This is a genomic window from Deinococcus apachensis DSM 19763, from assembly GCF_000381345.1.
GTDB classification, from domain to species: Bacteria; Deinococcota; Deinococci; order Deinococcales; family Deinococcaceae; genus Deinococcus; species Deinococcus apachensis.
In genome coordinates this window covers 1-12821 of record NZ_KB906399.1, presented here as the reverse complement: position 1 = coordinate 12821, position 12821 = coordinate 1, and the positions used below count along the sequence as shown (strand labels likewise).

The 12821-nt window shown below is 71.3% G+C and carries 18 protein-coding genes; 7 read left to right on the top strand and 11 right to left on the bottom strand.

Annotated features, from left to right (window positions below; genetic code table 11):
* Window positions 1-4 precede the first annotated feature (4 nt).
* Window positions 5-751: an endonuclease III domain-containing protein gene (locus F784_RS22310; RefSeq protein WP_051086929.1), complete on the bottom strand. Its 747-nt coding sequence runs from the start codon at window positions 749-751 to the stop codon at window positions 5-7.
* Window positions 752-858: 107 nt separating this feature from the next.
* A complete protein-coding gene (locus F784_RS0104575; RefSeq protein ID WP_019585528.1) occupies window positions 859-1431 on the bottom strand; it encodes a hypothetical protein in 573 nt (190 codons plus the stop codon).
* 141 nt (window positions 1432-1572) lie between these two features.
* On the opposite strand from F784_RS0104575, the gene F784_RS0104570 reads away from it, so the two are divergent.
* Entirely contained in the window at window positions 1573-2712 is a 1140-nt protein-coding gene (locus F784_RS0104570; protein WP_019585527.1) for an ATP phosphoribosyltransferase regulatory subunit, read from the top strand.
* Window positions 2709-3362: an ATP phosphoribosyltransferase gene (gene hisG, locus F784_RS0104565; RefSeq protein WP_019585526.1), complete on the top strand. Its 654-nt coding sequence runs from the start codon at window positions 2709-2711 to the stop codon at window positions 3360-3362. Before F784_RS0104570 ends, hisG begins: the two co-directional genes overlap by 4 nt.
* Window positions 3363-3393: 31 nt before the next feature.
* Here hisG and F784_RS0104560 read toward each other — a convergent pair whose 3' ends face one another.
* The 6 genes from F784_RS0104560 to F784_RS0104535 all read right to left on the bottom strand — a co-directional run bounded on the left by F784_RS0104560 (window position 3394) and on the right by F784_RS0104535 (window position 6961).
* The gene (locus tag F784_RS0104560) at window positions 3394-3894 is read right to left on the bottom strand and encodes a DUF2262 domain-containing protein (protein WP_019585525.1); all 501 of its coding nucleotides are present in this window, start codon (window positions 3892-3894) and stop codon (window positions 3394-3396) included.
* Window positions 3891-5105, bottom strand: coding sequence for a MalY/PatB family protein (locus F784_RS0104555; RefSeq protein WP_019585524.1), 1215 nt, complete (start codon window positions 5103-5105; stop codon window positions 3891-3893). The genes F784_RS0104560 and F784_RS0104555 overlap by 4 nt, the downstream gene beginning before the upstream one ends.
* 35 nt (window positions 5106-5140) lie before the next feature.
* Window positions 5141-5821 (bottom strand): Crp/Fnr family transcriptional regulator, encoded by a 681-nt coding sequence (locus tag F784_RS0104550; RefSeq protein ID WP_019585523.1) that lies wholly within the window; start codon window positions 5819-5821, stop codon window positions 5141-5143.
* A gap of 98 nt (window positions 5822-5919) precedes the next feature.
* Entirely contained in the window at window positions 5920-6327 is a 408-nt protein-coding gene (locus tag F784_RS0104545; protein WP_019585522.1) for a group III truncated hemoglobin, read from the bottom strand.
* Window positions 6324-6728, bottom strand: coding sequence for a hypothetical protein (locus F784_RS0104540; RefSeq protein WP_019585521.1), 405 nt, complete (start codon window positions 6726-6728; stop codon window positions 6324-6326). Before F784_RS0104540 ends, F784_RS0104545 begins: the two co-directional genes overlap by 4 nt.
* Window positions 6725-6961, bottom strand: coding sequence for a ferredoxin (locus tag F784_RS0104535; RefSeq protein WP_019585520.1), 237 nt, complete (start codon window positions 6959-6961; stop codon window positions 6725-6727). Before F784_RS0104535 ends, F784_RS0104540 begins: the two co-directional genes overlap by 4 nt.
* Window positions 6962-7107: 146 nt before the next feature.
* Between F784_RS0104535 and ada the strand changes: the two genes are divergently transcribed.
* From ada to F784_RS0104510, 5 genes are all read left to right on the top strand, one after another.
* Window positions 7108-8169: a bifunctional DNA-binding transcriptional regulator/O6-methylguanine-DNA methyltransferase Ada gene (gene ada, locus F784_RS0104530; protein WP_019585519.1), complete on the top strand. Its 1062-nt coding sequence runs from the start codon at window positions 7108-7110 to the stop codon at window positions 8167-8169.
* 65 nt (window positions 8170-8234) lie between these two features.
* Window positions 8235-9137: a DMT family transporter gene (locus F784_RS0104525; RefSeq protein ID WP_019585518.1), complete on the top strand. Its 903-nt coding sequence runs from the start codon at window positions 8235-8237 to the stop codon at window positions 9135-9137.
* Window positions 9138-9290: 153 nt separating this feature from the next.
* Window positions 9291-9986 (top strand): 5'-methylthioadenosine/adenosylhomocysteine nucleosidase, encoded by a 696-nt coding sequence (locus F784_RS0104520; protein ID WP_019585517.1) that lies wholly within the window; start codon window positions 9291-9293, stop codon window positions 9984-9986.
* Window positions 9987-9988: 2 nt separating this feature from the next.
* Window positions 9989-10369: a CidA/LrgA family protein gene (locus tag F784_RS0104515; protein ID WP_019585516.1), complete on the top strand. Its 381-nt coding sequence runs from the start codon at window positions 9989-9991 to the stop codon at window positions 10367-10369.
* A 64-nt stretch (window positions 10370-10433) separates the two neighbouring features.
* Window positions 10434-11090 carry an LrgB family protein gene (locus tag F784_RS0104510; RefSeq protein WP_019585515.1) on the top strand — a complete coding sequence of 219 codons (657 nt, stop codon included), beginning with the start codon at window positions 10434-10436 and terminating at the stop codon, window positions 11088-11090.
* A gap of 6 nt (window positions 11091-11096) precedes the next feature.
* On the opposite strand, the gene F784_RS0104505 is transcribed toward F784_RS0104510, so the two are convergent.
* The 3 genes from F784_RS0104505 to F784_RS27685 form a co-directional block, all read right to left on the bottom strand.
* The gene (locus F784_RS0104505; protein WP_019585514.1) at window positions 11097-11771 is read right to left on the bottom strand and encodes a phosphatidylserine decarboxylase; all 675 of its coding nucleotides are present in this window, start codon (window positions 11769-11771) and stop codon (window positions 11097-11099) included.
* Between the two features lie 46 nt (window positions 11772-11817).
* Entirely contained in the window at window positions 11818-12489 is a 672-nt protein-coding gene (locus F784_RS0104500) for a peptidylprolyl isomerase (RefSeq protein ID WP_019585513.1), read from the bottom strand.
* Between the two features lie 81 nt (window positions 12490-12570).
* Window positions 12571-12821: transposase (locus tag F784_RS27685; protein WP_019585512.1), on the bottom strand; the 251-nt coding region annotated here is incomplete at its 5' end.

The following is a 12821-nucleotide window of genomic DNA, read 5'->3' as shown; positions in this document are numbered from 1 at the left end:
CCCCTCAACGTGTATCCGGTCCGTCTTCCAGGAAAATCCCCGCCGAGGGGCAGAGGTCGCGCAGCACGCAGACCTCGCAGCGGGGGCGCCGGGAGAGGCAGGTCTGGCGCCCGTGCCGGATGGCCGAGACGTGGAAGGTGTAGCGGGTCGCCCAGTCGCGCGGCAGCACCTCGTCAAACCAGCGCTCGGCCTTGAGGACGTTCCAGCGCGCAGGAATCAGGTCGAGCCGCCCGGCGACGCGCCAGATGTTGTTCTCCACGGGGATCGCCGGGCGAGCCAGATCGAACAGCAGGAGGAGACTGGCCGTCTTCATCCCCACGCCGGGCAGCGACTCCAGCAGGGCGCGGGCCTCGGCGTCGTCCATGCTCCGCAGGGCGCGCAGGCTGAGGGGACTGCCCTCCTCCCCGGGTGATTGCAACTCCTCCAGCCGGTGCAGCACGTTCCAGATGTAGTCGGCCTTGATCCGTGCCAGGCCCCCACCCGCCGCGCGCAGCACCGCCTCCACCCCGTCGGGACCGTCAGCGAGGGCCGCCTCCCACACGGGATAGGCGGCCTTGAGCGCCGCGAACTGCCGCCGCGTCAGGGCCGAGGTGTTCTGCTGCGCAAGGATGGTCTCCACGAGGTCGTCCAGCGGCTCAGGGCTGACCCGGGGTGCGGGGGGAGACGGCAGGTAAGCTTCCGCAAGACGGCGCAGAATTTCCGGCAGGTGGTCGGGCGGGGGGGCCTCCTGAGCAGGAGTGGGCCGGGGCACGCGCCCCTTCGGCGCTAGACGAGCGGGGGCTTCGGCAGACGGGACGCGCGGCACGCGGTCAGGCTAGCGGGCGGGCAAACGGGTGACTGTGCCCGGCTGCCGTCGCCTCAGCGCCGCGCCCGCAGCTTGGTCACATTCCCGGCCCCGTCGGTCACCGCGATATCCGCGTACACGCCGCTCGTCTCGGCATAGAAATCCACCCGGGTGCCGGGGGTGATGTTCAGGCGCTTGCCGTCCACACTGACCTCGGTGACCCGGGCGTTGTCGGTGGCGACGCCGGTCACGCGCACGACGTTCCGCTCCCGCTCGAAGCGCGTCACCTTGACCGTCGGCGGCGTGCCGTCCACGGCGATGGGCAGGACGAGCGCGCCGCGGTTGCCCGCCGCGTCGCGCGCCGCGATGGTGTACTCGCCGCGCCCCCCCGCCAGTTGCGTCTGGAACTGGAAGTTGGCGATCTTGCGGCTCCCCGACTGGATGGGGATGGACCGGCCGTTCACCGTGAGCTGCGTAACGCCCTGATCGTCGAGCGCATAGCCCTTCACGGTGAAGGAACGCGCCCGGCTCACCCCGCCCCCGTCGGGACTCGTGATCACGATGCGCGGCTTGAAGGTGTCCGCCGTGCGGGTACAGCCGCCCAGCAGGGGCGCGAGCAGGAGGAGGGCGAGCGGGGCACAGCGCATGGGGGGAGTATAGGGTGGTGAGCTGTAAGCCTTGAGCTGATACCCGAAGAGGTTTGGCGATAACCCTCTTTTTCCCGGCTCACGGCTTACACCCTTTACGGCTCATCGCCCCACCCCCTCCCCGCGCGCCGGAGTGCTTTAATGCCCACCGTGAGCCTGCCCGCCCGCCCCCCCACCCCCACCCGTGTTCCCGAGGGCACCCGCGACGTGCTGCCGCCCGAGTGGGCCTGGCGCGAGCATCTGCGCTCCCGGCTGGCGGGCGAGTTCGCCGCGTGGGGTTACCGGGGCGTGGAGGTGCCCGCGCTGGAGTTCGCGTCGGAGGCTCACCCGCAAAACGCGCGGGCCTTCAAGCTGATCGACGCGAGCGGCGAGGTCCTGGCGCTTCGCAGCGAGTTCACGACGGCGATTGGGCGGCTGGTGCGGGCGCGGTTCCCAGAGGGTCCCTTTCCCCTGCGCCTCCAGTACGGCGGGCGGTTGTGGCTGCGGACGCTGACGAGCGAGCTGGGGAGACTGCGCGAGTTCGGCCAGGTGGGGGTGGAACTCGTCGGCGTGGCGACGCCGCAGGCGGATGTGGAATTGCTGCTGCTGGGCACCCGGGCCTTAAAGGCAGTGGGGGTGGAGGCGGTGATGGAGGTGGGCTACCCCGGCTTCGTGGACGCGGTGCTGGAGGACGCGGGCCTGCCTGGAGGAGTGCGAAACGCCCTGCACGACGCCATAGACCGCAAGAGCGGGGCGGACGTGGACCTGCTCGCCGCCGCGCATGGGCTGAGCCGCGACGTGACGGTGACCCTGCACGCCCTGACGGATCTGTACGGCGGGCGGGAGGTGCTGGCGCAGGCGGGAACGCTAGCTCGGGGCGAGCGGGCGCGGGGGGCGGTGGCGCACCTGGAGGCGGTCGCCACGTTGTACGGCCCAGGCCTGCTGTTCGACCTGGGGGCCAGCCGCCGCTACGGGTACTACACCGGGATCACTTTCCGGGCCTACGCCGAGGGTCTGAACCAGCCCGTGCTGGGCGGCGGGCGCTACGACCTGGGCGGGCTGCCGGGCGCAGGTTTCGCCATCGGGCTGGAGCGGCTGACGGAGGTCACGGCGGCGACCCTGCCCCGCGAGCCGGAGGTTGTGCTGGCCCTCGACGCCACCGGGGCGGAGACGGCCCGCGCCGCCGGTCTTGTCGCCGAACTCGCGTGGACGGAGGACCGTGCCGAACTCCTCGCTTACTGTGCCCGCCGGGGGATTCGCCGCTGGGTACAGGGGGATGAGCTGAGCGAGGTGAGCGCATGACGCCCGCCCCGCCCCGCGGTCCCGACCACCTCACCCTCGCGCTGCCCAAGGGGCGCATTCTGGAGGAGGCCGTGCGCCTGCTGTCGCTCGCGGGGCTGCCCCTCACCCTGCCGGAGAAGTCGCGCGCGCTGCGGCACGAGTTTCCCGGCGTGACCGTGCTGGAGCTGCGGAATCAGGACGTGCCCGTGTACGTGGACCTGGGCGTGGCGGACGCGGGCATTGTCGGCAAGGACGTGCTGATCGAGTCGGGCCGCACCGTGTACGAGCCGGTGGACCTGCGCTTCGCCGCCTGCCGCCTCTCGCTGATCCGGGAGGTGGGGGCAAACGGGCCTATCGGGCGCGTCGCCACGAAGTATCCGCGCTCGGCCCGCGCTTACCTCGCCGCGCGGGGCATTCCCGCCGAGGTCGTCAAGCTCTCCGGCAACATCGAACTCGCGGCGCTGACGGGCCTGGCCGACGCCGTGGTGGACCTCGTGCAGACCGGGAGCACGCTGCGGGCGAACAACCTGGAGGAGGTGGACGTGTTGTTCCACTCCAGCGCCCGCCTGGTGGTGAACCGGGCGGCCCTCAAGCTGCGGCGGGAACGGCTGCGGCCCCTGATCGAGCGGCTGCGGGAGCTGACGGCGGAGGAGACGCAGGCCGGGCGTTGAGAACCATGGTTCCCGCACGGTTGACGGTGTCTCATCCGGGAATGTCGGTGTTGATCAACGTGCCATCCACACCGAACACGGCCTGGATCGCGTGCCCCGCGAAGACCTCCCCATCGTCGTCGTAGTACACGGTGAGCTGGTCCTCCTCCTCGGCGACGACGGCCTCCAGGCGCATCAGGCCCAGAAACGTCTCGACGGTCAGGGGCGTCTCGCTCACCTCGTCGCCGCGCGCGGCCCACCAGTCGCCTGCCAGGTCGAGCAGGGCGGTCGCCACCTCGCGGCGGGCGCTCTCCTCGCGTTCGAGGAAGGCGAGCATCCGCTGACCCGCCCGCGTCACCTCTTCAGGCGAAAGGGGCGACCCGTCCTCGTACAGCGAGAGCTTCACCTGCTCGCCGCGCCTGTCCAGCTCGGCCTCCCAAGACACCAGGACCAGCTCGCCGTAGGGGCCGCCCACCGGTCCCCCGTACGAGCGGTCCACCTCGTGGCGAAAGGTGCCGAGACCGGGGACGTGAACGCTGTCCGGACCACTCACTCAATGACCCCCAGCGCCCCTGCCATCCGCTCCAGTGCCTCAATCAGCAGGGCGCGGCTGGTGGCGAAGTTCAGGCGGATGTAGCCCTGGTAGCGTGGCTTGAGGTCCTCAGGCGCGAAGATGGGGCCGTCATGGATGGCGATTTTGGCCTCCTCCAGCAGAAACTTCTGGATCTCCCCGGCCCTGGGGTGCGCCCGCAGGTCGAGCCAGGCGAGGTAGGTCGCCTCGGGCGGGCTGAAGCGCACCCAGGGGAGCTGGGCCTGGAGGAAGGCCGCCATCACGTCCCGGTTGCCGCGCAGGTACCTGACGGTGTCCGCCAACCACGGCCCACCCTCGCGCAGCGCGGCCTGCCAGGCGGTCACACTCAGCGCCGAGGGGTGGCCCATCAGTCCCCCGGCGGCGGTCTTGACCCGCTTCACGAGCGCCGGGTCGTGTCCCACCATCGCGCCGATGCCTAGACCGGCGGTGTTATACGCCTTGGCGGGTCCGGTCAGGGTTAGCGTCCGGTCACGCACCCGGGGGTCGGCCGCGAACGCCTCGAAGGGGGCGTCGGTGTAACGCAGGTCGGCGTGCAGCTCGTCGGACACCACGTAGAGGTCGTGTTCCAGCACGAAGTCGCGTAGGCGGGCGAGCTCGGCAGCGTCCCAGACCCGCCCCGTGGGGTTGTGGGGGTGACACAGCATCAGCAGGCGGGCACCCTCGGCGGCGGACTCCAGGGCCTCCCAGTCGATCTCCCAGCGCACCTCCCCCTCTCGCAGCGGAGCGGCGGCCACCCGGCGGCCCTGCTCGGTGATGCCCAGGTGAAAGGGGTGGTAGATGGGGGTCATCGTCAGCACGGGCTCACCGGGTTCGGTCAGACCGTTCACGGCCGCGTACAGCCCCGGGACCACCCCCGGCAGGAAGGTCAGGCCGTCCTCCGGCAGGTCGGTGAGACCCTGGGTGGCGAGGTGTTGCCGCAGGGCCGTGCTTAAAGTGAGGTCGCCCAGGAGCTGGTGGTAGCCCAGCCCGCGCGTCAGGCGCTCCTGCAACGCGGCCACGATGGGCGGCGCGACCGGGTAATCCATGTCCGCGACCCACAGCGGGATCACGCCCTCCCTGTAGGCGGTCCACTTCAGACTGTCGGGGTGCCGCAGCGTGGCGGGGTCGAGGGTGCCGTAGGGGTCGGCCACGCTGGCGTCGGGCATCAGTTCGGGCAGCGGCGCGTCGGTCATGGGGCGAGGATACGCCTGAAGCGGGCGCTCCCCCGCTACCCCTCGCGGTTTCCCCGCGCCAGCCGGGCGAGCTCGGCCAGGTCCAGCACCCGCACCCGGCGGCGCTCCAGGTGGATCAGGTTCAGGCGGTAGAACTCGCCCAGTTTGCGGCTGACGAGTTCGGGCACCGTGCCCAGCAGGGCGGCGAGTTCACTGTTGGTGGGCAGGAGGTGCGGCTCGGTGGCGTGTTCCAGCAGGTACGCGGCGAGCCGCTCACCGAGTTCGCTGAAGACCAGCCCCTCGACCCGGGCGAGCAGTTCGGCTTGGCGCCGCGCGAAGTACGTGATCACGGCCCGCGCGAGGGCGGGAGTCCCGTACACCCGTTCCCGCACCCTGTCGGCGGGCAGGCATAGCACCTCGGTGGGAGTTTGCAGCGCAACCGCACTCGCCGGGGCCTCGGCGCGGCTCTGGAAGGCGGCGACCCCCGCCACGAGTTGCCGGGGTCCCTCCACATGCAGGGTGAGGTCGCGGGTGCCACCCCGCGCCAGGCGGTACACCCGCACGCTGCCGGAGCTGACGAGATAGACGGTGTCCACCGCGTCCCCCTCGCGGAAGAGGTGTTCGCCCCGCACCAGGGTGCGGAAGACGGCCAGGGCGGCCAGGGGGTCCAGATCGGCGGCCTCCGCTCCCTGGAAGACCGGGGCATGGCTCAGCAGCAGTTCGGCGCGGCCCGTCACGGCCCCTGATGTTGCCACGTCGAGCCGGGGCAGAAGCGTGCCTCTCTCCTACCGGTCAGCGGGCCGCGTGACAGGAACCTGGGGGGACAGGACGGGGTTCACTCCTGCCCCGACCGCGCGTGCCGCTCCAGGTTCCCACGCATCCGCCGGGCGAGGGTGAGGAGCGCCTCCGCCTCGGGAGGATCGAGGTGTTCGCGCAATGTCTCCTCCCACAGGGTCAGCCAGCGGTCGAAGTGGGGGGCGCCCACCCCCAGGTCCGCGTGCGCCGGGCCGGGTTGCCCCCGGTAGGCGCTCGGTCCACCGGTCACCGCCCGCCAGAAGCCTTCCAGCCGGGCGATGTGCAGCGGCCATCCTGCACGCGGAAAGGGGCCGATCTTGCGGGTGAAGACGGGGCCGAGCAGTTCGTCCGCCGTCACCTTCGCGTAAAAGGCCCACAGCACGCGGCGCAGCGCCTCGTCGCCCAGGCGGGCAAAGACGGCGTCCGAGGGAGTGACGGGGAGGGTCATGCGGAAGCCACCATGGCGAAGGCGCACAGCAGGGCACTCGCCGCCAGGGTGAGGTTCGTGATCCAGGCGGGGGGCCGGGCCTGGGCCTGTCCCCAGCGGACATGCAGGGCAACCAGGCCCCCGATGCCCAGCAGCAGGACGAGTTCGGCGAGCAGCGCGACGTCAAAGCCCTGCTTGACCCCCAGCGCCACCACCGTGGCGAGCAGCAGCAGGGTCAGGGGACCATTTACCCGCGCGTAGTACCGCCCGACGAGGCGGCGGTTGGCGGTGCGGGTGGCGGCATCGGGAAACAGTTCCGTGAAGGCCGGGCTCACCACATAGGTCGTGAACAGGTACATGCCCACCCAGATGCCGACGAGCAGCACGTTCAGGGCGGCAAGCAGAGGGGCGAACGGGGTCATACCCCGAAGAAGGCCTTGTTCTTGACGATGAACTCCTCTTCCCCGGCAGGCACGTCCTCTTCCGGGAAGATGGCGCTCACCGGGCAGGCGGGCACGCAGGCGCCGCAGTCGATGCACTCGTCGGGGTGGATCAGGTACTGGTCGCCGCCGTCGTAGATGCACTCCACGGGGCACACTTCGGTGCAGGCCTGGTCCTTCACGCCGATGCAGGGGCTGGTGATGATATGCGTCATGACCCTAGCCTGCCGCGGGGCGGGGCGGGGCGACCATGACCCAGGTCAAGGTCTGTCCCGCCGCGACCTTCTGGCCTTCAATTCCAGCGCAAGAAACGGATAGTCCCGTTCGGGCCTTGCGGGTACGCTTGGTCACAGGAACCCCCATGACTCAAGTGCTCTCGCCCACCCCCCAAGACGAGGTCCGCTGGCAGGCCGTGCTGAACCGCGACGCTTCCCAGGACGGGCAGTTCTACTACGGCGTGCGCTCCACGGGCATCTACTGCCACCCCTCGTGCCCGTCACGCCGTCCCAGGCGCGAGAACGTCCGGTTCTTCGACGACCCGCAGGGGGCCCAGGTGGCGGGCTTTCGTCCCTGCCTGCGGTGCAGGCCCGGCGAGGTCGGGGCCCGGCGCCGCGCCGTGATGCACGTGCAGCACCTCCTCGACACCGTGGAGCCCACGCCGTCCCTCGCGCAGCTCGCCGAGGCGGTGGGCCTCAGCCCCTTCCACCTTCAGCGGGTGTTCAAGGCGGAGACGGGCCTGAGCCCCAAGCAGTACGCCCTGGCACGGCGGGGCGAGCGCGTCCGGCGCGAACTCCGGGAGGGCGCGAGCGTCACGGCGGCCCTGTACGCGGCCGGGCACGCCTCATCCCGCACCCTCTACGACCGCTCGACCGACCAGCTCGGCATGACGCCGGGCCGTTACCGGGCAGGCGGGGCGGGCGAGACCATCACCTTTGCCGTCACCGGGAGCGTGCTGGGGCCGATGCTGGTCGCCGCCACCGGGCGGGGCCTCGTGGCCGTGAGGCTCGGGGAGGCCGGGGTGCTGGAACAGGAACTTCGCGCCGAGTATCCCCGGGCCACCCTGGTGCAGGACGCGGCGGCGCTCGGCGGGTATATCGAGGCCCTGCACGGGCACCTCGCGGGGGTCCGGCGTGACCTGCCCCTCGCCAGCGACGCGCCGGGAACGGACTTCCAGCGCCGGGTGTGGGCCGCGCTGCGCTCCATTCCCTACGGGGAGACGCGCTCCTACGCCCAGGTCGCCGAGATGATCGGCGAACCCAGGGCGGTACGCGCGGTGGCGCGGGCCTGCGCCGCCAATCCCCTGGCACTCGTCGTGCCGTGCCACCGGGTCGTGCGGGCGGGAGGCGACCCCGGAGGCTACCGATGGGGGACCGAACGCAAGCGCAGGCTGCTCGACCACGAGCAGGTGACCGCCGCCGACTGAACTGCCAACCGGTCGGTACGCCTCCCCAAGTCGACCTGCCCTCCGGAGGCAGGCCAGGAGTCCCCATGTCGCCCAAAGACCTGACCGCGCTGCTCGTCCTCTCCGCCCTGTGGGGTGGGTCGTTCCTCTTCATGCGGGTCGCCGCGCCCGTCCTCGGCCCGGTGGTCCTGATCGAGCTGCGCGTCCTCATCGCCGGGCTCGCCCTGCTGGCCTTTGCCGTCGCCACACGGTCCCTGCCTGCCTTTCGTCCGCACTGGAAACCATTTCTGGTGATCGGCGTGGTCAACTCGGCGCTGCCGTTCATCCTGATCTCGGCGGCGACCGTCCACCTCACCGCGTCCCTGGCGGCGACCCTCAACGCGACGACCCCCCTGTTCGGGGCGCTCGTGGCCGCCGCGTGGCTCGGCGAACGTCTGACCCCGGGCCGGACGGCGGGGCTGCTCCTGGGCCTCGCGGGCGTGACGGTCCTGGTGGGCTTCGGACCTCTCCCGCTCACGCCGCCCGTGGGGCTGTCGGTCGCGGCGTCCCTGCTCGGGGCGCTGTCCTACGGCGTGGCGGCCGTGTACACGAAGGTCCACATGGCGGACACGCCGCCCCTCGCGCTCGCGCTGTACAGCCAGCTCTGCGCGGCGGGCGTGCTGCTGCCCGCCGTGCCGCTGGCCCTGCCCGGGGCGGTGCCGTCAGGCGCCGTGATCGCCTCGGTGCTCGCCCTCGCCGTGCTGTCCACCGCCGCCGCCTATCTCCTGTACTTCGGCCTGATTCAGCGCGCCGGGCCGCTGCGCGCCACGATGGTGACGTACCTGTCCCCGGCCTTCGGCATCGTGTGGGGCGCACTCCTGCTCCGCGAACCGCTCACGGTCTGGAGCTTCGCGGGCTTCGGGCTCATCCTGGCGAGCATGGCGCTCACGACAGGCCTGGTGCCGCTGGGACGGACTGGGGCGCCGATCAGCGCCGGACCGAGGCCGTAGCAAGGCCCGGGCCACCCCATTACCCTGACGGCGAGGTTCCCGCGCGGGGCACAGGCATGGACCGGATTCTTCATGGACTGGGCAGGAGTGGGAAGAGGCCCCTCCTGGCTCTGCCGGACCCGCGAACTCCGCCTGGACCGTACACTGACGCCCATGCTGGCGATCATGGGCGCGATGGACGAGGAGATCGAGTTGCTGTTGGAGAGCCTGCAAGGCCGCGAGGACCTGGCCCGGCCCGGCGTCACCCTGTACCGGGGCACGCTGGACGGGGTGCCCGTGCTGCTCACCCAGGGCGGCATCGGCAAGGTGAACGCGGCGATGACGGCCACGTACCTGCTGCAGGAGGGCGCCTCCCGCGTGATCTTTACCGGGGTGGCGGGCGGCGTTCACCCCGACCTGCGGGTGGGCGACATCGTGGTGAGCAGCGACCTTGTGCAGCACGACGTGGACGTGACGGCGCTCAATTATGCCCTGGGCACCATTCCGGGCGAGACTCCCACCTGGGCCGCCGACGAGGCGCTGCGGACCGTCGCGCTGGAGGCGGCGGGCGAGGTGGAGGGCGTGCAGGTGCTGGAGGGCCGGGTGGCGAGCGGCGACCAGTTCATCGCCTCGCGGGAGGGGGCGCGGCGCCTCTGGGAGACCTTTGGCGCGGCCTGTGCGGAGATGGAGGGGGCGGCGGTCGCGCAGGTGTGTGCCAAGGCGGGCGTGCCCTTCGTGGTGATCCGCTCGGTGAGCGACACGGCGGATCACGACGCCCAGGTGGACTACCGGACCTTCATGCCCCGCGTCGCCCGGCACGCCAAGCAGGTCGTGCGCGGGATGCTCGCCCGGTTGGGTACCGGGGCCTGAGCTTGAGCCGCCCCGCCTCGCTGACGGCAAGTCTTCCGGCCCCCGCGCGCTTCGTGCTGGGGCTGGGACTGCTGACGGGCTTCGCGGCGCTGGGGACCGGGCTGGTTACCGCCCTGCACCTCCCCCTGCCGGGCTCAGTCGTGGGGATGGTCCTGCTGTGGGCGGCCCTGTCGCTGGGCGTGGTGCGGCTCCACTGGCTCACGGAAGCGGCGGACGGCCTGCTCGGCGTCCTGGGGCTGCTGTTCGTCCCGGCCACCGTCGGCGTGGTCGAGTACCTGTCGGCGGGCGCGGCCTGGGCACTGTGGCTCCTCGTCATGCTGGCGGGGCTGCTGCTGGGGGCGGGGGTGGCGGGACTGCTGGCGGCGCGGCTGGTGCGGGGATGAGGAGCCTGCAGCCGTCAGCGGTCGGCCGTCAGCCCTCTCCGCCTTCTGCGCCCGCAGGACCACTGTGACCTGGGTTGCCCTCACCCTCCTCGCCTTCGGCCTGGGCGTGGTGGCGCAGGTCAGGGCGCGGCATCCGCTCGTCAACCCGACGCTGATGGCGACGGTCATCGTCGCGGGCGTGCTGCTGCTCACGCGCACGCCGTATGAGGGGTACGCGGCGGCGGTACGCCCCATCTCCTTCCTGCTCGGCCCGGCGGTGGTGGCGCTCGCCGTGCCACTGTACCGGCTGCGGGCCCTGCTGGCGCGGGAATGGCGGGCGCTCGTGATGGGGGGCCTGGCAGGCACGCTGATCGGCGTGGGGGTGGACACCCTGCTGCCCCGCCTGCTGGGTCTCAGCGCCGAGGCGCAGCGGTCCCTCACCACGGCCCCCGCGACGAGCCCGGTCGCGGTGCAGCTCGCGGGGCTGACGGGCGCGCCGCCCGCGCTGGCCGCCACGCTCGCCGTGCTGTCGGGGCTGGTGGGGGCGCTTGTGTTGCCGCAGGCCCTGACTCGTCTCGGGGTGCGCCATCCCCTCGCCCGCGGCATCGCTATAGGCAGCGTCTCCCACGGCATCGGCACCGCCCGTGCCCGCGAGGAGGGCGAGACGACCGGGGCGGCGAGCAGCATCGGCATGGGCCTGGCCGCGCTCGCCGTGACGCTGGTGGTGGCGCTGCTGCGGTAGCCCCGCTCAGCCGAAGAGCGCCACGACCGTCTCCGCCCCGGTCACCCGGTCCCCCACGCTGACCTGCGGCACAGCATTGGCGGGCAGCGTGAGCAGGACGAGGCCGCTCCTCCCCAGGAAGGCGAGCTTGTGCCCCGCGCGAATCTCCGCACCCGGGCGGGCATAGGTGACGGCGCCCAGGCCACCCCTTCCCCCGACCAGAGTGACGCCCAGGTCCCCCGCCTCTTGCAAAAGGACGGTGGTGTGCCGCTCGTTCCGGGTAAGTCCAGGCGTTCCGAGCAGGTCGGCGGGCAGACCGACCAGGAGGCGCGCGGCTGTATGCGCTTCTGCAAGGGACGCGCTCCCCCGACTCCCGCCCCAGTGGACGGTTCGCGCCGTTCCGCCCGTCGGCGCGTAGCCGTGACGCACGTCCAGCGGCCCCACGAAGAGGCCGAGCAGCCAGCCCTCCCCCGCCTCTACCCCGGTGAGACGGGGAATGTCCAGCGGTGCGGCGGGAAATTCCACCTTCCCGTCCTCGATCCGGCGCACGAACGTGACCAGGCCGTCGGCGGGGCTCAGCACAGCTCCGGCTTGAGGAGGCGGGACCCGGACGGGATCGCGGAAACGGAGAACGTTTTGCCCGTACCAGGCGGCGGCACTCCCCAGGGCGACCAGGAAGAGGAAACGGCGTGTCAGACGCATGGCTCAAAGCTACCAGCGGTCGGCCAAAGCTGCCGAACACCTGCCCTTACTTCGACACGAGGATCTGCACGCTCTGAATTCGGTCCGGCTCGGCGCCCTGAATCGGCGTCTCGCCGCCCTGGCCGCTCGTCGCGGTGCGCGTGAGTTTGGCGAGCACGTCCTGTCCCGTCACGACCTTGCCGAACACCGTGTACTCGCCGTTCAGGAAGTCGGCGGGCGCCAGCGTGATGAAAAACTGGCTGCCCTGCGAGAAATAGCTCTGCGAGCGGGCCATGCCCAGCACTCCGGCAACGTTGAAGTTCAGCCCCTGGTCGAGTTCCACGAAAAAGCCGTACCCGGGGCCGCCCGTCCCCCACTGCGCCTTCTGCGCCGCATCCGCGCTGAGGGGGTCGCCGCCCTGCGCCATGAAGCCCTCGACGACGCGGTGAAAGCGCGTGCCGTCGTAGAAGTGATTCAGCGCGAGGAACACGAAGCTGTTGACGGCTTTCGGGGCCTGTTTCGCGTACAGCTCGACCGTCACGTCGCCTTTCGTCGTCCTCAGGACGGCGCGATAGGTCTTCGCCGGATTGATGACCCAGCCGGGTTCCTTGAAGGTGCGGACGGGCGCGGCGGAGAGGTACGGGACGGGGGTGAAGGTGGGCGCCGGGGTGGCGGGCGTCGTGGTCTGGGCGAACGCGGTGGACGTCATGAGCAGGGCGCTGAGCATCAGGGGACGCATGGGCCCCAGCCTAGCGTGTAGGCATCCGCCCCACTTCCCCCGGGGGTGTCCCGAGGTTTGTGGGTTGGGGTTCCGGAGTGATCACCGGGCAGGAAGGCGTCCTTCGAAGACGATTGTAAAAACGTTCAAGGCCGAGCGCCAGTCTTTGATCGGACCCGACCACTTCGCCGACGCCCGCTGGATCGCCAGATACAGCACCTTCAAGGCCGCGTCCTCACTCGGAAACGCCCCCTTGGTCTTGGTGACCTTGCGCAGCTGGAAGTTCAGAGCCTCCACGCAGTTGGTCGTGTACACCGCCCGGCGAATCTCGGGCAGATAGCCGAAAAACGGCG

Coding starts and splice junctions, on each gene's coding strand:
- F784_RS0104575 (WP_019585528.1), bottom strand. CDS start 1,431: ATGCGCTGTGCCCCGCTCGCCCTCCTCCTGCTCGCGCCCCTGCTGGGC.
- F784_RS0104570 (WP_019585527.1), top strand. CDS start 1,573: ATGCCCACCGTGAGCCTGCCCGCCCGCCCCCCCACCCCCACCCGTGTT.
- hisG (WP_019585526.1), top strand. CDS start 2,709: ATGACGCCCGCCCCGCCCCGCGGTCCCGACCACCTCACCCTCGCGCTG.
- F784_RS0104555 (WP_019585524.1), bottom strand. CDS start 5,105: ATGACCGACGCGCCGCTGCCCGAACTGATGCCCGACGCCAGCGTGGCC.
- F784_RS0104545 (WP_019585522.1), bottom strand. CDS start 6,327: ATGACCCTCCCCGTCACTCCCTCGGACGCCGTCTTTGCCCGCCTGGGC.
- F784_RS0104540 (WP_019585521.1), bottom strand. CDS start 6,728: ATGACCCCGTTCGCCCCTCTGCTTGCCGCCCTGAACGTGCTGCTCGTC.
- F784_RS0104535 (WP_019585520.1), bottom strand. CDS start 6,961: ATGACGCATATCATCACCAGCCCCTGCATCGGCGTGAAGGACCAGGCC.
- ada (WP_019585519.1), top strand. CDS start 7,108: ATGACTCAAGTGCTCTCGCCCACCCCCCAAGACGAGGTCCGCTGGCAG.
- F784_RS0104525 (WP_019585518.1), top strand. CDS start 8,235: ATGTCGCCCAAAGACCTGACCGCGCTGCTCGTCCTCTCCGCCCTGTGG.
- F784_RS0104520 (WP_019585517.1), top strand. CDS start 9,291: ATGCTGGCGATCATGGGCGCGATGGACGAGGAGATCGAGTTGCTGTTG.
- F784_RS0104505 (WP_019585514.1), bottom strand. CDS start 11,771: ATGCGTCTGACACGCCGTTTCCTCTTCCTGGTCGCCCTGGGGAGTGCC.
- F784_RS0104500 (WP_019585513.1), bottom strand. CDS start 12,489: ATGCGTCCCCTGATGCTCAGCGCCCTGCTCATGACGTCCACCGCGTTC.